We start from the raw sequence: 21,544 nt of genomic DNA on the forward strand, positions 1-21,544 counted from the left end.
ATTAGAAAAAAAAATGTGTAATCATTTTTTTATTGAAGACTAGGATTGACTCCTTTAATGTGTTCGTTATAATACCTTAATAAACGTTCATCGCTTATTTTTTCCATCCCTAGAATGTCTTGACTTCTTAGAAAGGTCAAGAAATTCGTTTCAGAAAGATATTCTTTGAGCAGCTTACGCGAAAGCGGTGCATAGCTGTAGTGCCATGGTTCGTACTTAAAACCTGTTCGATTTTCATTTAGTGTATAAACTAGTTCAAAACCGTAAGTGGCAGCGTGTTGTTCCATCCAGTCTTTCATTTTACAGAAAGGACCGTTTCCATGAAACTTATTTGGGACTAGTACATCACCACTGTAAGTGGCACCTTGATCGATTATATCCATGTCTGTTCCCCAGTGATGTCTACTAGTTCCAGGAACGGTTGAATACTCAACTATTTTATCAAATATAGCGTCTGGATTAAGCCCTTGAGCGGCATATTTTTTATATTTTCTGTTCCAGATCTGGCGCTGTCTGTTAAAACTACGGTAGCCAGAAACGATTTTTAGATCGATACCATCTTTAAGCGCTGCAACTCGCATTTTATTAAACGCACTTTGTGCATCTGACTCTAGCGCATTCTCAACATTTGTAGTTTGTCCAGTAAGTTGCTGAGTGCTTATTTGCGCAGTAGTGCTTGCAAAGAGGAATAAAAAGAACATGGTTGTTAATTTCATAATGCTTTATACATTTTATAATGGATACCTACTGTAGCAATTTCAAATGGTTCACTTACTATTTGATATCCTTTTTTCTTATAAAAAGATACCGCGCTTTCACGAGCGTTGAACCATAATGCGAGCACATTTTTATTTTTCAGCATTTCTTCGGCATGATTAATTAGTTGACTACCTAGTTGTTGACCTTGAATTTCTGCCTTTATCGCCATTCCTCTTAATTGATAACACTGTTGATGCTCTAGCGAAATTAATTCTTCAATATTAAGATCTTTATTCATTAAAAATGTTGCAACGCCATGGAGTCGTTCTTCTACAAAGATGCCTAAATGAATGGTCGTATTTAAATCATCGCCCTCAAAATAACAATCTGTTATAGGTCTACCAGCTCTTAAGACTGGATGACGTACTGGATAAGTCTCAATACTAGAAATATTACGAATTTCTAAATTCATCATTTGTGATTTTATAGCATCGTGCAGGTTTTGTTCCAGACCATAAAAAGCGATGGTCTAATTTCATATTTAATCGTTGCGCAACTTTTTGAGAGCCATAATTATGTTCATGTACATGGGCTTCAACGACTTTTAATTGATGGTCATTAAAAGCGTGTTGTAAAACACGTCTGGTCGCTTCAGTCGCATAACCATTACCCCAGTACTTTTTCATGAATCGATAGCCTGTATCGACAAAGTCTCCTTCTTGATGATATTTGAGTCCAGTCCACCCTAAAAATGCACGATCTTCTTTACGTATCACAGCCAGTCTACCCATATGGTATTTTTTAATTTGGCCTTGAGGATTATTTATGTAATCTAGAGCAAATTTGCGTGCGTCTTCTACGTCTTTAAAAGGTATGTCACCTGTGTAACGCATGACCTCTTCATCGTCATTAAGTTCAAATAAATAGGGTGCGTCAGACTCTTTAAAAGGTCTTAGAATTAATCGATCTGTCTCAAATCTTAGTATCATACACGGGTATCGCTCCAGTCGCTATGTCTGTCAAAAACAACTTCGGCAAATGGGCATAGCGGATTGATTTTTAGATTTTCCGCTTTCGCGAAAGTGTAACTAGCCTCTATTAATTTGCTGCCTAATCCATTACCTTCCATACTTGGATTCACTTCAGTATGATCAATGGTCATGATTTCATTTTCTAAGGTATAAGTTAGTTCAGCAACAGTATTGTCGTCTTTTTTCATATAAAAGATTCCTCTTTTATCGTTCTGTTTATGTTGAATAGGAAAGTCCATTTTTTTATTTTAAAATTACTTTTTTAAACTAATTGAGCAAAGTTATATCCATTTTTCACTTCAAAAGGCGCTTGATCCTTAAGGAATATGCGAGCTGTATGTAGTCCATGTAAAATTTCTTGTTCATTTTTCACTCTTATATAACTACCTTCTCTAAGACCTACAACAGGAATGGCGTTATAAAAGTGAAATTCTTTTATACGTTGTTCACGTGTTTCTCCCATATGCGTTGAACCTGCAATAGGATCTAAATAATGAGGATTAATATTATATCCCAGTGCACCAGTGGTTTTAAAAGTCGCTGGTTGTACTATAGGCATATCATTTGTTGTGCGCATGTTGAGACCGCAAATATTACTACCAGCACTAGTTCCTAAATAAAAAGTGCCATTAAAAATCGCTTTTCTTAAAGGAGTCATTAAACCTAGGTCATGGAGAGTTTTAACCAGTTGAAAGGTATTGCCACCACCTGTAAAAATTGCTGATGCCTTTAACAATGCATCCTCCTTATTTTCTAGAGTGTGTATACCGGTAACGTTAATTCCATGTGGTTGTAAAATATGGTGTACTTTTTGAGTATAATCATCATGGGATATACCACCTGGCCTTGCAAACGGAATGAATAATAAATCTGTGATGTTCTCTTCTTTAAAAACAGCTAGTAAATCTTCTAGCAAATATTGAAGGTAACCACTGCCATGTATGGTAGATGTGCTTGCGACGATCATGTTTCTCATAAGAAAGCTTTTAAGCAAAGGTATTTAACAATTAATTGGATAATGTTATCGTTATCTAAAAGGCAATTTGAATTAAATTGCTTAACATAATTTCAACTATGAAAAATTTCATTTACATATTTCTGTTTTTGGGAATGTTAACGAGCGCTCAAGTACAACGTGTCCAGGTTAAAGGAACTATAAGCTCTGAATTAAATACAGATTTAAGCGGTATTACAATCTTTAACAACAATTCTCTAGAAGGTACTGTCACAAACGATAGTGGTGTGTTTTATATAGATGTTAAAAAAGGAGATCAACTTTCTTTTAAAGCCATTCAATTTGAATCCTTTTCCTTAAATGTGTCTGAAAAGGTGGTGGAAGAAAAGAAAATTGAATTAGGTCTTAATCCAGATGTAAAGGATTTAGAAACGGTTAATTTAAGCACCACTAGTTTCATGATTCCAGTAAAAAGAGTAGAAACGGTAGATTCTGGATTAGAAAAAGTAGCTCTTGAAAATATTAAAACGGCAGCCGTTGACCGTATCGACAACACATTTTCTAATCGTGTTAGACAACCAGAAGAATATGAGGTGCGTGCAGAAGCTTTTCAGCAAAGTCAACCGCGATTTAATATGATAGGTCTTTCAACTACTATCAATACTGCAAATATTGCAAGAAGTCTAGATGTTAAAAATATTTCTAAAGATGATAGTGTGCCTGTCGAGACCAATGCTCTCGTTTTACTTAAAAATAAATACAGTAAAGAATACCTTTTAAATTATCTAGATTTAGAAGAAAAGGACTTTATTGAATATGGGTATTTTGTTCAAGATAATGGTCTTACTAAAGATCTTGTACAGGCAGATAATGAATTAGATCTATTGGAATTTTTATCTCAACAAGCAGTGCAATTTAAGAAACGTAAAATGTCCACAGATGAATAAATTCTTATTTATATTTTTTATTTCTTTTATCGCCATAGGTCAACAAGAGCGCGTTCAAATTTCGGGCTATATTCAAAATGAACTAGATGAACCTATAGAAGGAATCACTATTTTCAATGAGAATAGTTATGAGGTAACGGTAACAACTGCAACAGGTACTTATAGAATTGATGTAATGTCTGGTGATAAAATCGTCTTTAAATCTGTTGATCACGAGCCTGTAACACTTATAGTCACAGATCGTACTATTGAAGAAAAAGTTGTGGCGATTACTTTAGGAAACGGTGTCAATGTATTAGATGAGGTTTTATTAGAAGGTGATCAAAATATATATCTTAACCTTAAAAGACTAGAAACTGCAGATACCAGAATGGAAAAAATATCTGGACAAAATATGTGGACACCTGCAATTGATAGAACAGAGAATACACTATCTGACATGGTACGCCAGCCAGAAGATTATGACTTACGTCACGAGGCTATGATGCAATCACAACCACGTTACAATATGTTTAATCTGGTAGGCTTACTAGCAGCAGTGGTTTTAAATACAGCATTAAATGCTATTAACTTTGATTTTGGATCTGCTCAAACAGTAGAAGAGAGATTTGATGTTGCCGTGTTAAAAAATCAATTTGATGCAGATTATCTTGTTGAGTTTTTAGACATTAAAAAAGAAAATCTATACGATTTCATTTATTTTGCGACAGATCAAGGACTCAATAATCAACTCATGCAGCCAGAAAATGAACTCGTTTTACTGCAGTTCTTGTCAAATACTGCAACAGCCTATAAAAAAAGAAAGCAATAATTAAAAGATACAATGATGAAAAAAATAACCACAATATTATTTATGGCAGCTGCCATGGTAATAACTATATCCTGTGATAGTGATGATGACTTACCCGTTACTCAACCTATTCAAGTAAATACTTTTTGCTATGGAGACCAGACGACTAATTTTGAAACCATAGGTGCCTTTAGAGAAGAGCCTCAACTTAGCGGCGGTACAGGTGTATTAACAGAAGTTACCGTAATAGGTGATGGGTTGCAACTCAACGATATGGATGAACTAGAAGGAGCAGGCGTTTTAATGCAAATTAACTTTTATGGCAACTCTACAGATAGTTTTCAAACCGGTCTTTATCAAATAGCGAGTACAGAAGAGCCAGCAGACGCTTCTTTAAGTTATAGTCTTGATTTTGATACAGCTACAATGTTTAATACATCCACCTCGCTGGAAAGTGGTTTCATAAGAGTAGAAACATATCAAACTGGATATGCAATTACTGTGGATGGATTAGATACAAATGGTGATGAATTTCACGGTATTTACTTAGGTAATATTGCTCTTTTACAATAGATGACTCTCATAGGATTAAATCCTTACTTCTTTATGAAATATATATTCGTATTCTTAATGATTCCATTATTATCACAGGCATCTTATGTAGATCGTGAGGTTGAAGATTTACGCTTTCGCGAAAGCGTATCCAGCACTGCTCATAAATATTACTTATCTGTATCAAATGTAAAGTATAATGCAAAAGTTGGTGCCCTTCAAATGACCTCTCGTTTTTTTATTGATGATTTAGAAGATGTACTGTCTACAAGAGCAGATGAAAATATCATACTTACAGAAGATGGTAACTTAACAAAGTATAAGCAATTAATAGGTGATTACTTTACCTCTAGACTACGTATTAAAGTAGATGGGGAATTAATTCCTATAGATTATCTGGGGTCTGAGATAGAGAATGATCAATTAGTTCTTTATATTGAGATTCCTGTAAAACGAGAACCACTAGAAATCGAGATGCGATTTACAGCACTTATGGAACTTTTTGAAGATCAAAAAAACATGGTGCATTTTAAAATAAGAGGTGAACGTAAGACATTACTTATGATTGCAAAAAAGAAAATAGACTCTGTGAAGTTTTAGTTAAATTTCTTTTGAGTAATCTATTATTCTTATTTTAGCAACTCTATAAACTAAATCAAAAAAATGAAAGCGATTAAACTATTGTTTGTCAGTATGTTGATGGTTTCTTTTTCAGGTTTTGCACAAGAAGCAGAACAAGCAGAAGAGCCTAAGGCAGAAGAACATTACAACATTAACAAATTCCGCCAGCTGTATCAGGAGTTTTCTACTCCTAATCAATACCGCAGTGCAAGTGGTGCTCCAGGTCCTAAATATTACCAGCAACGTGCTGATTATGAGATGGACATCAGATTAGATGATGAAAATCATCACATCTATGGTTATGAGACCATTACTTATACTAACAATTCTCCAGATGTATTAGATTATCTATGGGTACAGTTAGATCAAAACATGCGTGCCAAGGATTCAAAAACACCACTAATTGAAGGTGGTGGAGTAGCTCCATTTGCGCAACCTTCAGGTTTTGCAGGTGAATACCTTTCAGAGCCTTTTGATGGTGGATTCAATATTAAAAAGGTATTAGACTCAAAGGGTAATCCTTTAAAATACATGATCAATCAGACCATGATGAGAGTTGAAATGCCTAAAGCACTTGCACCAGGAAAGAAATTTGAGTTTGATATAGAATGGGATTATAATATTAATAATCATGTTGAAGGTCGTGGGCGTAGTGGTTATGAAGAGTTTCCTGATGGTCATAGAGCCTATGTGATTGCACAATTCTATCCACGTATGTGTGTGTACAATGATGTTGAAGGATGGCAAAATAGCCAGTTCTGGGGACGCGATGAGTTTGCATTGCCATTCGGTTCTTTTGAGGTTAACATTACAGTACCTGCAGATCACTGGTTAGACGGGACAGGTAAATTAACAAATCGTAAAGAGGTTTACAGTGCTGAGGAAATGAGAAGATATGAAATGGCTCAACGTACTTATGACGAGCCTGTAGTAATTCGCACTCAGCAAGAAGCTGAGAAGCTTGCTATGATGCCAGGAGTTAGTAATACTAAAACTTGGAAATTAAAAGCAGATTATGTGCGTGACTTTGGGTGGACTTCTTCTCGTCGTTACGTGGCTGATGCTATGGCAGTAAAAGTAGGAGGAAAAGATATCATGGCTGTTTCTATATATCCGCCAGAAGGAAATCCTCTATGGGAACAATGGTCTACTAAGGCTGTTGCACAAACTTTAAAGTCTTATTCTAGAATGACTTTTGATTATCCTTATCACAAGGCTATCTCTGTTCACGCAAAAAATCAAGGTATGGAGTACCCGATGATTTGTTGGAATTACGGACGACCAGATGCAGATGGTAACTATAGTGATAGAACTAAATTTGGTATGATATCAGTTATTATACATGAAGTAGGGCATAATTATTTCCCAATGATTGTCAATAGCGACGAGCGTCAGTGGACATGGATGGATGAAGGTTTAAATACGTTTGTACAATATGTTGCAGAGCAGGATATGGGAGAGAATTATCCAGCTTCTATTGAAGGATTAGATGCTTATCCATCACGTCGTGGACCAGCTGCTAACATTGTACCTTACATGGCTGGTGATCAACGCTATATTGCTCCTATTATGAGTAAAGGTTTAAATACGTACCAGTTTGGTTCTAATGCTTATGGAAAACCAGGTACCGCTTTAAATATATTACGTGAAACAGTAATGGGTCGTGATTTATTTGATTATGCATTCCGTACTTATTCTCAAAGATGGATGTTTAAGCACCCAACTCCAGAAGACTTCTTCCGTACTATGGAAGATGCAAGTGCTATGGATTTAGATTGGTTCTGGAGAGGATGGTTCTACACAACTCAGTATAATGACATGGGAATAAAATCTGTAGATAAATTTTACGTATCTGCTGATATGAATCAAGAGATGAAAGACTACCTTGAAGAAAGAAATATTCCTAAAGATAGAGTTCCACAGCTAGTTTATATGGTTAAAGAAGGTAGTGAAGACTTTAAAGAAGAAATGAAAGGAAAAGCTCCTAGTGAAGTTGTTAGTGAGTTAAAAGATTACATGATGGATAACTTTACTGCAGAGCAACGCGCTGCAATGAAAGAACCTAAATATTTCTATCAAATCACAGTGGAAAAGCCAGGTGGTTTAGTAATGCCTATCATCATTGAGTATACTTATGCTGATGGTACTTCTGAAACGGTTACTCATCCAGCAGAAATCTGGAGATTGAATGATAAAGAAGTAAGCCTTTCTAAAGCGACACAAAAAGAAATCGTAGGAATCGTAATTGATCCTAAGTTAGAGACTGCAGATATTGATACTTCAAATAACTCATGGCCACAAGAGCCTAAAGTGGACAAGTTTGAAGAAATGAAGCAATAAACAGCATTCAACTAATATTTTAAAAAACCAGATTCACAATGAATCTGGTTTTTTTGTGTTATAAGGTTAAGTATTATATTCGTCTTATGAAGTACAGTATTCTTTTTTTACTCAGTTTTTTCATATTCAGTTGTGATGATCCATCATTAGAGGATCCTAATTCTGGTATCGATGAGGTAATAGAACCTGTACAAGACTTAAGGCAGCTGTCTTCAATACAGGTAGCGTTTAATACTCCAACTAACATTACTCGTGACATAAATTTTATATACAATGAGCTAGATTTACTTTCTAGTATAATGGAGACAGGTAACCTTAATCAATCAACAACTGCTAATTACAGTAATGGTAATAAATTAGAAAATTTGATAATTGAAGAAGGTGTAATGCCTGCTGTTAATGTTGATGTAGTATATGGGAATGATGATAGTGTGCAAGCCATATCTACGGTTGAGTTAAGTTTTATAGATATGGCAGGTGTTACGCATCATAAAACATTGTATATCGATGCGCAAAATAGATTTAATAGAGTAGTGACTACAGAAACTGATCTGACTGGCGTTACAACACAAGTTGAGGAGTTAAGACTTGAATATTCTCAAAATTTTAATGTTTTACGTATTGAAGAAATTGCAAATGACGGCTTTACTATAACGGGATATTCTGATTTCACATATAACTTTAATAATAATCCGTTTACAGATATGAATGATATCATTAGACTTTTTATGTTTGATGAGTTTGTTCCTTATAGTCGGTATTTACCAGCCACACGTTTAGATTACGACCTTTCTACCGGTACTGCTATACTAGAACGCAGCATTGATTATCAATATGTATTAGATACTGAAGGTTATCCAGTTTCTAGAGAGCTATCCGTGACAGAAGGAATGATGACTTCTTTATACTTTGAATTCTTTAATTACAGATCATAATTTATCAGATTCTTAAATCGCTATGAGTAGCGCAAATAGTATATTTGCAATATGATAAGTTTACCACTTTTTATCAGTACACCAGAGCTTATGATTGTAGGACTGGTGGTTATCTTGGTCTTCGGGTCAGATAAGCTTCCAGAGATTGCTCGTGGAATAGCTCGAGCTATGAATACAGTCCGTAATGCAACAGATGATATTAAGAATGAAATATCTAAAACAGCAGACGAGCATGGCTTTACAGAAGACGTTAAACAAATTACCTCTAAAATTGAAGAAGTAAAAGACCAGATTGAAGAAACTGGCTCTATTAAAAGAAGATTTTAATGTGGGAATGGCTTGTTGAATTAGACCAGCAAATTTTCAGGTATATTAACGGTTCTTACCTCAGTCGATTTGATGCCTTCTGGCTTTTTGTGACAAGATTAGAAACTTGGTTGCCGCTATACATTACTTTTTTTATTTTACTTATTGTAAAACTACCTAAGCGGTTAAACTACATAGCTTCACTAACAGTTATTATAGCTACCCTTACTGCAATAGGCATAACAGACCTTGTTAAAAATGCTGTTGCTAGGTTAAGACCTAATAACGAGCCTATTTTACTGGATAGTATTAATATTTTACAGCGACCAGAGAATTTTAGCTTCTGGTCTGGACATACTGCAGTAAGCGTGACGGTAAGTTTACTTATGTATTTGATATTGTCAAAATATAAGAAGTCCAAGATGTGGTTATTGTTTTTTATATGGCCTTTACTGTTTGCCACATCGCGTATTTTTGTAGGTGTGCACTATCCATTAGATGTGCTTGTAGGCGCTCTTGTAGGATTGTTTTTGGGAGTTACTTTTTATAAATTGTTGATGGCTTTATTTAATCGATTACAACACTCGACTTAAAGTTAAACCATCTCTAATAGAAAAAAGGACAGTCTGTAGTCGTGGATCTTCTTTCAACAACTTATTAAACTCTAGTAGTATAGGTGTAGAGTTGTCTTTAGGGCTCACTTCTTCAACCACCTTTCCATGCCACAATACATTATCTGACAGTATTAGAGCGCCAGGATTTACTTTTTCCATGATGGCATGAAAATAATTGATGTAATTAGGCTTGTCAGCATCTATGAACACCAAATCAAATTTACCGTCTAGCATAGGTATAATTTCTAATGCTGCCCCTATTTTTTGAGTTATAGTGATCTTGTTATTTACGCTTTCGCAGAAGCGTGTAAAATACCTTCCTGCTAGATCTTCAAGCTCCTCATTAATATCAATAGTTATGAGTTCACTGCCAGCCGGCATACCTTCAGCCATGCATAGTGCAGAATAACCAGTGAAAGTGCCTAATTCTAATACTCGCATAGGTGATTTTAAATGAGATATCATGCTCAATACTCGACCTTGATATGCGCCAGATAACATGATTGCTTGTAATACCTTTTGATGTGTTTCTCTAGTCAAATCCTTTAAAATTTGAGGTTCATCTTGTGAATGAGAAACAATATACTCGTCGAGGTCGTGAGGTAGAAAGTACATTTTAATCGATGACTTTATAAGTTATATTATAATAGGTAACGTGCAGCCTTTAAGAATAGAGAACTGTGTTTATTATGATTTAGACATTAATCTGTTGTAGAAATCTTTTTTTGCAACTTCATTATCCCCAAAAAGCCATCTCACCACATGCTCGTCCCACATCCCATCATAATCATCTTGTGTGATTATTTTACGATCCATTGCTAGGTCTAATATTTTGCCAGGATAACTAGATTGTTTTTCACTATCCATTTCTCCTAATGGATATGGATCATCTAGACCCATAAGAACTTGTTTTGCACCTTGATTTTCTACAAGCAATTTTAAAGATCCTGTATCATGGACTAGTGTGTCAAAAAAGATATTAGGATGACCTACTGATTTACGTGGATGTGTTTTACCTTCAAATAAGTCTGGTCTACCGTCAAAACCTTGAATTCTACGGCCTAGATTCATTTGCGCTAGCTGTCCACCATGCGCAAAACATATACGCATACCAGGATATTTAAATGCATACCCATTTAAGGTAAGAAAGTGGTAAGCATCTGCACATTGAGCCAGCATCCAAATCAAATGAAAACGCCATGAGGTGTTTTGTAATTTGATGAATTTTTCTCCATCATATGGGTGGATCTCTACAGCTAGATTTAGTTCACTAGCTAATTCAAAAATGGGTTCGTTTTCTTCATCAAAAATACATCTCCATGTTCCAATAGTATCCATATAATGAGTAGGTAGGCATAATAATTTCATGCCTAGTACTTTAACACAGCGTTCTATTTCCCATAAAGCACCTCTTACAAAACCAGGATGAACTACAAATCCACTTGTGAATTTAGAAGGATGATCATGCTGCACCTTTGCATTAAAGTCATTTTGAAATCGCAAGGCCTGTTTCATTTCCTCTAGACGTAATCCGTTACCGTATAGTTGGCTTAAATTCAAGATAACGGCATGGTCTATCTTGTACTTATCCATCCATTCTAACTTTTCATTTAAGAAAAAGCTTGAATCTGTAACAGGTCGTGACCAGTCCTTTTGCAACATATTCTTGCGCTCTGGATCTACCCAAAAAATTCCTTTTTCTCTCATGAAATCTGGAATTTCCTCTGGATATGGAAGTAAATGCGAGTGACCGTTAATGCGTAGTTTTTTTGCCATGTTGCTAATTTAATACTATTCTTAATACCTTGAAATATGAATCTACAATAGGTTCATAAGAAGAAAAGAGTTCGTCATCAATAGTGTCTAAGTTTAACTTTTTTTCTATTTCTATTAGAATCTCTGTTTGCTCTGCTCCGTGGTTGCTGATCAGTAGGTCGTTATAAATATGGTCTTCGGGAAACAAGGCTTCTTTTGCTACGGCAGAATAATCTTGAATACTCATTTTAACCGCATTTATTTGTTCTAGGGTAAATCCTTGGGATACATAGTGATTATCAAATTCAGCCCAATCAAATTTCAAATGTTGACGTTTTTCAATATATCCAGCAATGAGCTTCTTACGTCTTTTAAATTCTATATTTCTTCTGTAACTAAAAAGCAGAAGTAGGACCGCAACTAAAATAAAATAGATCATAGTTTTAGGTCATTGATTTGTGAGCAATAATCTCTTAAGGTATAACTAACAATAAAGTCTGATAATTACCTATTACAGGCTTTTAGTTCTTCCTCCATCCACAGGTAAATTAATACCATTGATATAAGAAGCTTTTTCACTGGCTAGAAATGTGATGGCATTTGCCACCTCATCAGCTTCTGCAAATCTTCTTACTGGGACATAACTTTTCATTATGGCTGCAGCTTCATCTTCACTATGATTTGCACGTTGCGCCTTACCTTTTATAATAGCGTCTAGACGTTCTGTCGCTGTAAAACCTGGTAGTACATTGTTAACGGTAATACCATGAGGTCCTAGTTCGTTGGATAAAGTCTTAGCCCAATTTGCTACCGCGCCGCGTATTACATTAGAAACTCCTAGAAAGTCGATAGGTGCTTTTACGCTCGTGGAAATAATATTGATAATACGTCCATATCCAGCTTCTTTCATGCTAGGGAAACAAGCTTTAGCCAGAATTTGGTTGCATTTTATATGTTGTGTAAATCCTGATTCTAGCGCACTCACCTCTGCATCGATAAGCCATCCAGCGGCAGGTCCACCAGTGTTGTTGATAAGGATATGTATTGGATTCGCTTTCGCGAAAGCGTTTATTACATCACTTAACTCATCTGGTTTTGAAAAATCAGCGACTAGATAATCGTGGTTTTGACCTTGTGATTGATCTAGTGTTTTTAAAACATCCTTAAGTTTATCTTCATTACGAGCTAATAGTATTACTCGTGCACCAGCACTTGCAAATTGTTGCGCTGTCGCTTTTCCTATTCCGGCGCTGCTACCGCAAACTAATGCCGTTTTGTTGTGTAAATTAATCTCCATGCCGCTAAGATAATGATTTGGGCATATTGGACTCAAAAACGAGGAGCTTAATTGTTTAGAAATAACGTGATTTACATTCCTGTACGTATCGCCTCTACTGGATCTAAGCGAGACGCAGTTATTGCGGGAATAATTCCTGCAATAAGACCTATAATAGCACTTACGCTAGTACCTAGAATGATGTTTTTAGTTGATAGGATAAAGTTAAAGTCTTCAACCATTGAGTTTGCGACGACAGTACCTAGCCACACAAATAGAAGGCCAAATAAACCACCAAATAATGCTAAAATCACAGCTTCAAATAAGAATTGAAATAATATGAAACTATTTTTTGCGCCCAGTGATTTTTGAATACCAATCAAGTTAGTACGTTCTTTTACGCTCACAAACATGATGTTTGCAATCCCAAATCCACCAACTAACATGGAAAATCCAGAAATGATAAGACCTATAATAGTCAGTGTTCCTGTAACCTGATCAAGAAAGTCTGCAAAACCTTTTAATGGATTGATAAAAAAGGTGCTGATTTCATCATTTTTCAAACCTCGATAATTACGTAGTTTTTGCTCTAGTGTTGCAATAAACTCATCTTGATCCACACCTTTTTTAGGTTTTAATATCAGTGCAGTCGTCCTAGACTTATTGTTATCGCCATAGATTTTTCTAACAAAATTTACAGGTATAAATGCACTTTCGTCTTTAGGTGCGCCTAGATCTAGACCAGATCCTTGTTTACTGATTACGCCTATGATTGTAAACTTATTGCCGTATAGGCGTACTCTTTTGCCTAATGGATTAGTGTTTTTAAATAAATTTTGTGCTACTTCATAACCTATCACAGCTACTGGCGCACCACTTACGCTCTCGCTCTCGCTGAAAAATCTACCTTGATCAAGTTTTAGGTTTTCTAGATCATAAAATTCATTAGTGCCTGGTACGATGCTAACTCCAGTAGCTATTTTATCTTCATACTTAATGCTTTCTGGTGCAGAGAACATGGTAAAAGTCATGGCCTCTATGTCTTCCATACTGCGTTTAAGCATTTGAAACTCATCATAAGAAACGTTGGGAAAGTTTTCATATTGATAGCGCTCGAGTTCAGTAGGTCCAAAAGAAACTTTTAAAACATAAATAGTAGAAATGTCTAGGGAACTTAATCCGTCGTTGATTTCTTGTTCTAAAGAATCTACAGCAGCAAGTACACCGATAATAGAGAAAATCCCAATGGTGACACCTAGTAAGGAAAGAAAGGTGCGTAATAAGTTAGTACGCAATGCACTCCATGCAAATGAGAAACTTTCTTTTAAAAGACTTAAATAAATGAGCATTACTGCAGCCGGATTTTAGGATGGTTAAATCTACGTTATCTCATTGGACTATGATGTTGTAAAAATGTTACATAATTATATATGTAAATAAGAAACTTGTTAAGTAACCGTGCAAAACAATTATGTTTTGAGAATTAATTTTTAATACCAAAACCGCTCTAATCCATTACTTTTGCAACTTACTTTTTTAAGCATTTCACAACATGAGCAACATCACCGCAAAATCTGCATTAATTTCTGTTTTTCATAAAGACGGATTAGAACCTATTGTTAAGAAAATGAACGATTTAGGAATCGCTATTTATTCTACAGGAGGAACTGAGAAATTTATTAACGACTTAGGGATACCTGTGATTCCAGTAGAGAATGTAACGTCATATCCATCCATTTTAGGTGGTCGTGTTAAAACTTTACATCCTAAGGTATTTGGAGGTATTTTAAATCGTCGTGATCATGAAGGTGATGTGGCTCAACTTGCAGAGTATGATATACCGCAAATTGATATTGTTATAGTCGATTTGTATCCTTTTGAAAAGACGGTAGCTAGTGGAGCACCAGAACAAGATATTATTGAAAAAATTGACATAGGTGGTATTTCACTTATACGCGCAGCTGCAAAAAACTTTAAAGACACACTTTGTGTATCTACCATGGATGATTATGGTAAGTTGTTAAACGTGCTAGAAGAAGGAAATGGAACAACAACTGTAGATCAGCGCAAAGAATTTGCCGCGACTGCCTTTGATATTTCTTCTCATTATGACAGTGCGATATATAATTATTTTGCTGGTGATTCTGTGAATAAGTCTCTTAAAATGAGTCAACAAGATGTCATGCCATTGCGTTATGGAGAAAATCCTCATCAACGTGGCTGGTTCTATGGTGATTTTGAAAGTATGTTTACTAAATTACATGGTAAGGCGCTTTCTTATAACAATTTACTAGATGTAGATGCCGCTGTTAATTTGATGAGTGAGTTTGTTGACGACGCTCCTACATTTGCTGTGTTTAAACACAATAATGCGTGTGGTGTGGCTCAAAGAGATACGATTCACCAGGCTTATGTTGATGCGCTAGCTGGAGATCCTGTATCTGCTTTTGGAGGGATTTTAATTTCAAATGTAGCGATTGATGTTCCCACGGCAAATGAGATTCACAAACTTTTTTGTGAGGTAGTGATTGCGCCATCGTTCGAGCCAGAAGCACTTGAGATTTTAAAAGGTAAGAAAAATAGAATCATGCTAGAGCTTGTTGGTGATGCGCTTTCGCGAAAGCGTAATACTAACGCTCTAGAAGTAAGAGCTAGTTTAAATGGTTATCTAGTCCAAGATGCTAATTTAAAAACGGATACTAAGGAAGATTTAAAGACGGCGACTGAGTTAGCTCCTACGGAAGCACAAATAGAAGATTTATTATTTGCTTCAAAGCTTTGTAAACATACTAAGTCTAATACCATCGTACTGGCAAAGAATAAACAATTGTGTGCTAGTGGAACTGGACAGACTTCACGTGTTGATGCCTTAAATCAGGCAATCCATAAAGCACAATCTTTTAAATTTGATTTGCAAGGTGCTGTTATGGCAAGTGATGCTTTTTTCCCTTTTCCAGACTGTGTAGAAATTGCAGATCATGCAGGTATTAAAGCTGTGATACAGCCAGGTGGATCTATAAAAGATGAATTATCGATAGATTATTGCAATAAAAATGATATTGCGATGGTTTTCACTGGTACAAGACACTTTAAACACTAAGAATTGTGTTAGCTTTGTAAAGCTCAAGTAATTAAACCCTTTTTCCTCCTTAACTCTTATGGGATTTTTTGATTTTCTAACAGAAGATATTGCTATTGACTTAGGTACAGCAAATACTCTTATAGTCCACAACGGTAAAGTAGTTGTAGACAGTCCATCCATTGTTGCACGCGATCGTTCTACTGGTAAAATAATAGCAGTAGGTAAAGAAGCTGCTATGATGCAAGGTAAGACGCATGAAAACATTAAAACCATCCGACCATTAAAAGATGGTGTTATTGCAGATTTTGATGCTAGTGAGAAGATGATCTCTATGTTTATCAAAGAAATTCCTGCTTTAAAGAAGAAGCTTTTTACACCATCGTTGCGTATGGTGATATGTATTCCATCTGGAATTACAGAGGTGGAAATGCGAGCGGTTAAGGATAGTGCTGAGCGTGTGAATGGTAAAGAGGTTTATCTAATCCATGAACCTATGGCAGCTGCGATAGGTATAGGTGTAGATATCATGCAACCTAAAGGAAATATGATTGTGGATATAGGTGGTGGAACTACTGAGATTGCAGTTATCGCTTTAGGTGGAATAGTTTGTGATAAGTCTGTAAAAATTGCAGGTGATGTGTTTACTAACGACATCGTTTATTACATGCGTACACAACATAACTTATATGTAGGTGAGCGTACTGCTGAGAAAATTAAAATACAAATAGGTGCCGCCACTGAAGACCTAGAAGTGCCACCAGAAGAAATGAGCGTTCAAGGGCGTGACTTACTTACTGGTAAGCCTAAAGAAGTTAAGATAGGTTATAGAGAAATTGCAAAAGCGTTAGATAAATCTATTTTACGTGTTGAAGATGCAGTAATGGAAACTTTATCGCAAACACCGCCTGAACTAGCTGCTGATATTTATAATACTGGTATCTATCTTGCTGGTGGTGGATCTATGTTGCGTGGACTAGACAAGCGTCTTTCTCAAAAAACAGATTTACCAGTTTATATTGCAGAGGATCCTTTAAGAGCGGTAGTACGTGGAACAGGATTAACTCTTAAAAACCTTGAGCGTTATAAAAGTGTACTAGCTAAATAAAAATTACTAGATGCAGCAAATTATCAATTTTCTGATCAAGTACAGAAACTTGCTGCTCTACCTGAGCTTATTGTTGATTGCACTTGTTTTTACCGTTCAATCGCATAGTTATCATCGCAATTCTTTTGTTCATTCTACCGGAAATATAACCGGTTCTTTCTTAAATTCTCGTAATGGTATTTATGAATATTTAAACCTGAAAGATGAGAATGATAGATTGCGTAAAGAAAATGCATTGTTGCGCATGAAAGCACTTGTCACAGCAGATACGCTATTAGGTGATGAGACTACTTTTTTATTTGCAGATGATATACCTTACCGTGTGTTTCCTTCTCGAGTGATTAAAAATGGTTATTCAAAAAGAGATAATTTTATCACGTTAGATATAGGTAGAGAGCAAGGTGTTGAACCTGATATGGGTGTGATTACCACAGATGGCATATTGGGAATCATAGATATATCTAGTAGTCGTTTTTCGCGAGTCATATCTATATTAAATTCTGAGGTGTCATTAAACGCACAAATTAAAGGTAGTAATGTTATAGGCTCACTAACTTGGGATGGTAGTGATCCTTATGTGATGTCACTGGTAGATGTGCCTAGACTTGCAAAGGTTACAAAAGGTGATACTATAGTTACTGGTAAACAGAGTACCACATTCCCACCAGATATTTTAATAGGAACTATAAAAGACGCACAATTAGTCGAAAATGGAAGCCGCTATAAAATTGATGTCGCTCTATTTAATGATATGACTGATGTAGGAACTGCTTATGTCATAAAAAGCCGTGATGTTAAACCATTGCATGTTATTGATACATTAACTATTTCAAGTAATGAATAGCACATTGTTAAACAACATAGTACGCTTTATAGCTTTATTGCTATTACAAATATTTGTTATGGATCAAGTAGAGTTTATGGGTTACATCTGTCCGATAGTATACCTAGTATTCATTATTCTTTATCCAGTGGATAATAATAGATGGTCTTTCTTAATACTCTCGTTTTTACTAGGGCTTATTGTAGATACTTTTCAAGATACCGGTGGAGCGCATGCTGCAGCTTCATTAACACTAGCCTTTGTAAGGCCTGTGTTACTTAAACTAGTTTATGGAGAAGGATACCTAACTAAAAATCTGAAAATAATGAAGTCACCATTAGATCGATTTTTATTACTACTTGTTCTAGGTGTGCTAGTACATCATATAATCTTGTATTTGCTCATATATTTTAACATAAGTCAGGTACTGCAAGTATTACAAATGACGTTGTTTGTAGGCTTATCTTCTGTTTTTATGGGAGTTGTTTTGTTTATATTATTTGGATGGCGTAGTAAATCATGAGAAGACTTTTATTCTTTTTTTTAGTAACAGTAGTAGGGCTTACTCTTATAGGTAGGGTTTTTTATCTACAAATAATTAAAGGAGATTCATATAAGCTTAAATCTGAATTAAATGCTGTTAAAAGCATCTATGACATCCCAGAACGTGGCTTTATTTATGATCGCGATGGTGATTTAATGGTGGCTAACCAAGTCGCCTATGATATCATGATGATACCTAAGGAAGTTAAACAATTTGACACCTTACAGTTGTGTGCATTATTGCAAATGGATAAGACTAGATTAAAGTCTAAAATGCAAGATGCAAAAGACTGGTCATGGCAAAAAGGTAGTGTAATCGTTCCACAACTGACACAAGAAGAGTATGCACCTTTACAAGAAAAGCTACGTAAGTTTCCAGGATTCTATGCTCAGAAAAGATCTTTACGCAAATACATGGTTGATCACAGTGCTAGTGTATTGGGTTATATTCGAGAGGTGAGTCCTGAAAAAATAAAAAAAGATCCTAGATATCAATCGGGTGATTTATCTGGTAAAGCTGGTATTGAACTTCAATATGAGCATGAACTACGTGGGAAAAAAGGAGTGAAACACTTTATAAGAGATCACTATGGTCGCGCTATAGAGTCCTATGAGAATGGAAGGTATGATACCATTCCTAACTCTGGGCTTGATTTAACAGTAACATTAGATAATGACCTACAGGCATATGCAGAGTTGTTGATGAAAAATAAACGTGGTGGAATAGTTGCTATAGAACCGCAAACCGGTGAAATACTTACTTTAGTAACAGCCCCATACTATGATCCAGCGTTGTTAATGGGACGTGATCGCTCTAAAAATTCAGTGCTTATTTTTAATGATACTGTTAAAAAACCTGGCGTTAATAGAGCTCTTCAAGCAGAGTATGCTCCTGGCTCACCATTTAAAGTTATTAATGCATTAGTAGGTCTTCAAGAAGGTGTTATTACAACAACAGAAAAACTAAGATGCAATCATGGTTATGATTATGGTGGTCGTAAACCACTGGGATGTCATAGTCACCAATCACCGCTAGCTTTAAATACCGGTATTGCCGAATCTTGTAATGCTTATTTTGCACAAGTCTACAGACGTATTATTGAAAAAGGCGATACTCCAGAAGAAGGAATGGATAACTGGAATAAGCATGTTACTAGTTTTGGTTTAGGGGACTACTTAGGTTATGATTTGCCTGTAGGACGAGCTGGATTAATACCAGATGGTAAATATTATTCTAGCAGGTATAAGTATAAATGGTATGCGCCTACTACTATTTCAAATGCCATAGGTCAAGGAGAAGTTATAACGACACCTATCCAACTCGCAAACATGACAGCGGCTATAGCAAATCGCGGTTATTTTTATAGACCACATATCATTAAAGCAATTGATGGAGTACCCATAGATAATCCAGATTATACGGTAAAAAATTACACCACAGTTGAATCTCGTCATTTTGAACCTGTAGTAGAAGGAATGACAGCCGTTTATAAAACTGGAACAGCAAAATATGCCCAAATTCCTGGAATAGAAATTTGTGGTAAAACGGGAACTGTAGAGAACTTTGTTAAGATTGATGGTAAACGTACTCAACTTACAGATCATTCTGTTTTTATAGCCTTTGCACCTAAGGATAATCCTCAAATCGCGATAGCAGTTTTTGTGGAAAATGGTTATTGGGGTTCTCGATATGCTGCAAAAATTGCAAGTCTTTTGATTGAAAAGCATATTAAAGGAGAAATAACTCGCAAGGACTTAGAAGAATATTTACTTACTCATAGTCTAGAATATGAGTATCAAAAACAATATAGTGGCGAGCCATTTGAAATAAACCCTAAAGTTGATCAAGGTCTTATTAAACCAGAATCTAATACTCTAAATCCATAATATGGGAATAGGAGATAAGCCTAAGTTTGATATCTATATCATACTAATCTATCTAGCTTTACTATTGATAGGTTGGTTAACCATTTACTCTGCGGCGCAAGTTTCTCAATACAATGGCATCTTAGACATGGACCAGCTGTATGGTAAACAGATTCTATGGATAGGTCTGGCAATTGTAATTATTACTTTTATACTTGCCATGGATGTTAAGTTTTTTGAGCGCTTTGGTAGTATTATTTATATCATATCATTATTATCCCTTTTAGGGCTATTTGTATTTGGTAAAGAGCTTAATGGTGCAAAATCTTGGTATTCTTTAGGTAGTATGACTCTACAGCCCAGTGAGTTTGCAAAAGCTGCAACAGCACTAGCCGTAGCTAAATTTTTAAGTGGAATTAATATATCGCTTAAAAATACTAGAGACTTGTTACTAGTCGGTCTTATCATTGCGCTACCTGCTTTGTTTATCATACCACAGCCCGATCCAGGAAGTGCACTAGTCTATGGCGCATTTTTCTTTGCTCTTCATAGAGAAGGACTGTCTTTATGGTATCTCAGTCTTGTATTAGTTGCGATAGGTTTGTTTTTAGGGACTTTAGTATTAGGGACTTGGTGGATCGCATTGATTGTTTTAATAGCAATGAGTGTTATTTACATGCTTTCGCGAAAGCGTAGACATAAAAAAAGATTGCCTAAACCTAGAATCGTACTTTTCTTGATCATATCTGGTATATGCGTTTTGTACTCGTTATCGACTAATTATATTTTTAATAATCTTCTAGAAGACCGGCATAGAAATCGTATCGATATTGTGTTAGGAAGAGTTGAGGATAATCAAGGAGTAGGTTATAACATAAATCAAAGTGTAATAGCGGTAGGAAGTGGTGGTCTTACTGGTAAAGGGCTTCTAGAGGGAACCCAAACGCAAGGTGGATTTGTGCCTGAACAAGAAACTGACTTTATTTTTAGTGCAATAGGTGAAGAATGGGGTTTTATAGGTGCGTCGTTAGTCATTATTCTATTTATGTCCTTATGCTATCGATTGGTTATTATGGCCGAGAGACAGAAGAATCAATTTGCTCGAATTTATGGTTATAGTGTGGCAGGGATTTTCTTTATTCATTTCTTTGTCAATATAGGTATGGTATTAGGTTTACTTCCTACGGTAGGAATACCATTGCCATTTATGAGTTATGGTGGTAGCGGTTTATGGGGTTTTACCATATTGCTATTTATCTTTGTAAAGCTGGATGGGCATAGAATGAGCTATGAGCATTAAATCG

At 35.6% G+C, this 21,544-nt stretch carries 24 protein-coding genes; 14 read left to right on the plus strand and 10 right to left on the minus strand.

Annotated features, from left to right (window positions below):
• Nucleotides 1–29 precede the first annotated feature (29 nt).
• From BST92_RS07970 to pepE, 5 genes are read right to left on the minus strand one after another with little or no spacing between them, the layout of a single operon-like run.
• Nucleotides 30–716 (minus strand): M15 family metallopeptidase, encoded by a 687-nt coding sequence (locus BST92_RS07970; RefSeq protein WP_105070972.1) that lies wholly within the window; start codon nt 714–716, stop codon nt 30–32.
• Nucleotides 713–1,171 carry a GNAT family N-acetyltransferase gene (locus tag BST92_RS07975; protein WP_245910887.1) on the minus strand — a complete coding sequence of 153 codons (459 nt, stop codon included), beginning with the start codon at nt 1,169–1,171 and terminating at the stop codon, nt 713–715. The genes BST92_RS07970 and BST92_RS07975 overlap by 4 nt, the downstream gene beginning before the upstream one ends.
• The gene (locus tag BST92_RS07980; RefSeq protein ID WP_105070974.1) at nt 1,152–1,688 is read right to left on the minus strand and encodes a GNAT family N-acetyltransferase; all 537 of its coding nucleotides are present in this window, start codon (nt 1,686–1,688) and stop codon (nt 1,152–1,154) included. Before BST92_RS07980 ends, BST92_RS07975 begins: the two co-directional genes overlap by 20 nt.
• Nucleotides 1,685–1,969, minus strand: a complete 285-nt coding sequence (locus BST92_RS07985; RefSeq protein ID WP_105070975.1) for a GNAT family N-acetyltransferase — start codon at nt 1,967–1,969, stop codon at nt 1,685–1,687. Before BST92_RS07985 ends, BST92_RS07980 begins: the two co-directional genes overlap by 4 nt.
• A gap of 23 nt (nt 1,970–1,992) precedes the next feature.
• Nucleotides 1,993–2,706 carry a dipeptidase PepE gene (pepE, locus tag BST92_RS07990; RefSeq protein WP_105070976.1) on the minus strand — a complete coding sequence of 238 codons (714 nt, stop codon included), beginning with the start codon at nt 2,704–2,706 and terminating at the stop codon, nt 1,993–1,995.
• 98 nt (nt 2,707–2,804) lie between these two features.
• Here pepE and BST92_RS07995 point away from each other — a divergent pair, with 98 nt between their 5' ends.
• From BST92_RS07995 to BST92_RS08030, 8 genes are all read left to right on the plus strand, one after another.
• The gene (locus BST92_RS07995) at nt 2,805–3,632 is read left to right on the plus strand and encodes a peptidase associated/transthyretin-like domain-containing protein (RefSeq protein WP_146105125.1); all 828 of its coding nucleotides are present in this window, start codon (nt 2,805–2,807) and stop codon (nt 3,630–3,632) included.
• On the plus strand, nt 3,625–4,443 hold the full coding sequence (locus BST92_RS08000) for a hypothetical protein (RefSeq protein WP_105070978.1): 819 nt from the start codon (nt 3,625–3,627) through the stop codon (nt 4,441–4,443). The genes BST92_RS07995 and BST92_RS08000 overlap by 8 nt, the downstream gene beginning before the upstream one ends.
• Nucleotides 4,444–4,458: 15 nt before the next feature.
• Complete coding sequence (locus BST92_RS08005; protein WP_105070979.1) at nt 4,459–4,995, plus strand: hypothetical protein; 537 nt, start codon at nt 4,459–4,461, stop codon at nt 4,993–4,995.
• A gap of 33 nt (nt 4,996–5,028) precedes the next feature.
• Nucleotides 5,029–5,574, plus strand: a complete 546-nt coding sequence (locus tag BST92_RS08010) for a DUF6702 family protein (protein ID WP_146105126.1) — start codon at nt 5,029–5,031, stop codon at nt 5,572–5,574.
• A 63-nt stretch (nt 5,575–5,637) separates the two neighbouring features.
• Nucleotides 5,638–7,935 carry a M1 family metallopeptidase gene (locus BST92_RS08015; protein WP_105070981.1) on the plus strand — a complete coding sequence of 766 codons (2,298 nt, stop codon included), beginning with the start codon at nt 5,638–5,640 and terminating at the stop codon, nt 7,933–7,935.
• 86 nt (nt 7,936–8,021) lie between these two features.
• Complete coding sequence (locus BST92_RS08020) at nt 8,022–8,870, plus strand: hypothetical protein (RefSeq protein ID WP_105070982.1); 849 nt, start codon at nt 8,022–8,024, stop codon at nt 8,868–8,870.
• Nucleotides 8,871–8,921: 51 nt separating this feature from the next.
• Entirely contained in the window at nt 8,922–9,197 is a 276-nt protein-coding gene (locus tag BST92_RS08025; RefSeq protein WP_036582374.1) for a Sec-independent protein translocase subunit TatA/TatB, read from the plus strand.
• Complete coding sequence (locus BST92_RS08030) at nt 9,197–9,769, plus strand: phosphatase PAP2 family protein (protein WP_105070983.1); 573 nt, start codon at nt 9,197–9,199, stop codon at nt 9,767–9,769. Before BST92_RS08025 ends, BST92_RS08030 begins: the two co-directional genes overlap by 1 nt.
• On the opposite strand, the gene BST92_RS08035 is transcribed toward BST92_RS08030, so the two are convergent.
• The 5 genes from BST92_RS08035 to BST92_RS08055 form a co-directional block, all read right to left on the minus strand.
• Nucleotides 9,752–10,405 carry an O-methyltransferase gene (locus BST92_RS08035; protein WP_105070984.1) on the minus strand — a complete coding sequence of 218 codons (654 nt, stop codon included), beginning with the start codon at nt 10,403–10,405 and terminating at the stop codon, nt 9,752–9,754. The genes BST92_RS08030 and BST92_RS08035 overlap by 18 nt on opposite strands.
• Before the next feature lie 72 nt (nt 10,406–10,477).
• Complete coding sequence (locus BST92_RS08040; protein ID WP_105070985.1) at nt 10,478–11,566, minus strand: amidohydrolase family protein; 1,089 nt, start codon at nt 11,564–11,566, stop codon at nt 10,478–10,480.
• A 4-nt stretch (nt 11,567–11,570) separates the two neighbouring features.
• Nucleotides 11,571–11,870 carry a hypothetical protein gene (locus tag BST92_RS08045; RefSeq protein ID WP_146105127.1) on the minus strand — a complete coding sequence of 100 codons (300 nt, stop codon included), beginning with the start codon at nt 11,868–11,870 and terminating at the stop codon, nt 11,571–11,573.
• Nucleotides 11,871–12,056: 186 nt separating this feature from the next.
• A complete protein-coding gene (locus BST92_RS08050) occupies nt 12,057–12,842 on the minus strand; it encodes an SDR family oxidoreductase (protein ID WP_105070987.1) in 786 nt (261 codons plus the stop codon).
• 71 nt (nt 12,843–12,913) lie between these two features.
• Entirely contained in the window at nt 12,914–14,170 is a 1,257-nt protein-coding gene (locus BST92_RS08055; RefSeq protein WP_105070988.1) for an ABC transporter permease, read from the minus strand.
• Nucleotides 14,171–14,373: 203 nt separating this feature from the next.
• On the opposite strand from BST92_RS08055, the gene purH reads away from it, so the two are divergent.
• From purH to rodA, 6 genes are read left to right on the plus strand one after another with little or no spacing between them, the layout of a single operon-like run.
• Nucleotides 14,374–15,921: a bifunctional phosphoribosylaminoimidazolecarboxamide formyltransferase/IMP cyclohydrolase gene (gene purH / locus BST92_RS08060; RefSeq protein WP_105070989.1), complete on the plus strand. Its 1,548-nt coding sequence runs from the start codon at nt 14,374–14,376 to the stop codon at nt 15,919–15,921.
• Nucleotides 15,922–15,979: 58 nt separating this feature from the next.
• Nucleotides 15,980–17,008 (plus strand): rod shape-determining protein, encoded by a 1,029-nt coding sequence (locus tag BST92_RS08065; protein ID WP_105070990.1) that lies wholly within the window; start codon nt 15,980–15,982, stop codon nt 17,006–17,008.
• A gap of 10 nt (nt 17,009–17,018) precedes the next feature.
• Nucleotides 17,019–17,852: a rod shape-determining protein MreC gene (gene mreC / locus BST92_RS08070; RefSeq protein WP_105070991.1), complete on the plus strand. Its 834-nt coding sequence runs from the start codon at nt 17,019–17,021 to the stop codon at nt 17,850–17,852.
• Entirely contained in the window at nt 17,845–18,354 is a 510-nt protein-coding gene (locus tag BST92_RS08075; protein ID WP_105070992.1) for a hypothetical protein, read from the plus strand. Before mreC ends, BST92_RS08075 begins: the two co-directional genes overlap by 8 nt.
• Nucleotides 18,351–20,261, plus strand: a complete 1,911-nt coding sequence (gene mrdA, locus BST92_RS08080) for a penicillin-binding protein 2 (RefSeq protein WP_105070993.1) — start codon at nt 18,351–18,353, stop codon at nt 20,259–20,261. The genes BST92_RS08075 and mrdA overlap by 4 nt, the downstream gene beginning before the upstream one ends.
• 1 nt (nt 20,262) lies before the next feature.
• Entirely contained in the window at nt 20,263–21,540 is a 1,278-nt protein-coding gene (rodA, locus tag BST92_RS08085) for a rod shape-determining protein RodA (RefSeq protein WP_105070994.1), read from the plus strand.
• Nucleotides 21,541–21,544 lie beyond the last annotated feature (4 nt).

Origin of the sequence: Nonlabens arenilitoris (assembly GCF_002954765.1) — a bacterium.
In the GTDB taxonomy this organism is placed as follows: domain Bacteria; phylum Bacteroidota; class Bacteroidia; order Flavobacteriales; family Flavobacteriaceae; genus Nonlabens; species Nonlabens arenilitoris.

Bases quoted from the DNA above. Each gene is read 5' to 3' on its own strand.
- BST92_RS07975 (WP_245910887.1), bottom strand. From the start codon at position 1,171: ATGAATTTAGAAATTCGTAATATTTCTAGTATTGAGACTTATCCAGTA.
- mreC (WP_105070991.1), top strand. From the start codon at position 17,019: ATGCAGCAAATTATCAATTTTCTGATCAAGTACAGAAACTTGCTGCTC.
- BST92_RS07985 (WP_105070975.1), bottom strand. From the start codon at position 1,969: ATGGACTTTCCTATTCAACATAAACAGAACGATAAAAGAGGAATCTTT.
- BST92_RS08040 (WP_105070985.1), bottom strand. From the start codon at position 11,566: ATGGCAAAAAAACTACGCATTAACGGTCACTCGCATTTACTTCCATAT.
- BST92_RS07970 (WP_105070972.1), bottom strand. From the start codon at position 716: ATGAAATTAACAACCATGTTCTTTTTATTCCTCTTTGCAAGCACTACT.
- BST92_RS08010 (WP_146105126.1), top strand. From the start codon at position 5,029: ATGAAATATATATTCGTATTCTTAATGATTCCATTATTATCACAGGCA.
- rodA (WP_105070994.1), top strand. From the start codon at position 20,263: ATGGGAATAGGAGATAAGCCTAAGTTTGATATCTATATCATACTAATC.
- BST92_RS07995 (WP_146105125.1), top strand. From the start codon at position 2,805: ATGAAAAATTTCATTTACATATTTCTGTTTTTGGGAATGTTAACGAGC.
- BST92_RS08000 (WP_105070978.1), top strand. From the start codon at position 3,625: ATGAATAAATTCTTATTTATATTTTTTATTTCTTTTATCGCCATAGGT.
- BST92_RS08050 (WP_105070987.1), bottom strand. From the start codon at position 12,842: ATGGAGATTAATTTACACAACAAAACGGCATTAGTTTGCGGTAGCAGC.
- BST92_RS07980 (WP_105070974.1), bottom strand. From the start codon at position 1,688: ATGATACTAAGATTTGAGACAGATCGATTAATTCTAAGACCTTTTAAA.
- BST92_RS08055 (WP_105070988.1), bottom strand. From the start codon at position 14,170: ATGCTCATTTATTTAAGTCTTTTAAAAGAAAGTTTCTCATTTGCATGG.
- BST92_RS08035 (WP_105070984.1), bottom strand. From the start codon at position 10,405: ATGTACTTTCTACCTCACGACCTCGACGAGTATATTGTTTCTCATTCA.
- BST92_RS08015 (WP_105070981.1), top strand. From the start codon at position 5,638: ATGAAAGCGATTAAACTATTGTTTGTCAGTATGTTGATGGTTTCTTTT.
- BST92_RS08005 (WP_105070979.1), top strand. From the start codon at position 4,459: ATGAAAAAAATAACCACAATATTATTTATGGCAGCTGCCATGGTAATA.
- pepE (WP_105070976.1), bottom strand. From the start codon at position 2,706: ATGAGAAACATGATCGTCGCAAGCACATCTACCATACATGGCAGTGGT.
- BST92_RS08065 (WP_105070990.1), top strand. From the start codon at position 15,980: ATGGGATTTTTTGATTTTCTAACAGAAGATATTGCTATTGACTTAGGT.
- BST92_RS08025 (WP_036582374.1), top strand. From the start codon at position 8,922: ATGATAAGTTTACCACTTTTTATCAGTACACCAGAGCTTATGATTGTA.
- BST92_RS08030 (WP_105070983.1), top strand. From the start codon at position 9,197: ATGTGGGAATGGCTTGTTGAATTAGACCAGCAAATTTTCAGGTATATT.
- BST92_RS08020 (WP_105070982.1), top strand. From the start codon at position 8,022: ATGAAGTACAGTATTCTTTTTTTACTCAGTTTTTTCATATTCAGTTGT.
- BST92_RS08075 (WP_105070992.1), top strand. From the start codon at position 17,845: ATGAATAGCACATTGTTAAACAACATAGTACGCTTTATAGCTTTATTG.
- purH (WP_105070989.1), top strand. From the start codon at position 14,374: ATGAGCAACATCACCGCAAAATCTGCATTAATTTCTGTTTTTCATAAA.
- mrdA (WP_105070993.1), top strand. From the start codon at position 18,351: ATGAGAAGACTTTTATTCTTTTTTTTAGTAACAGTAGTAGGGCTTACT.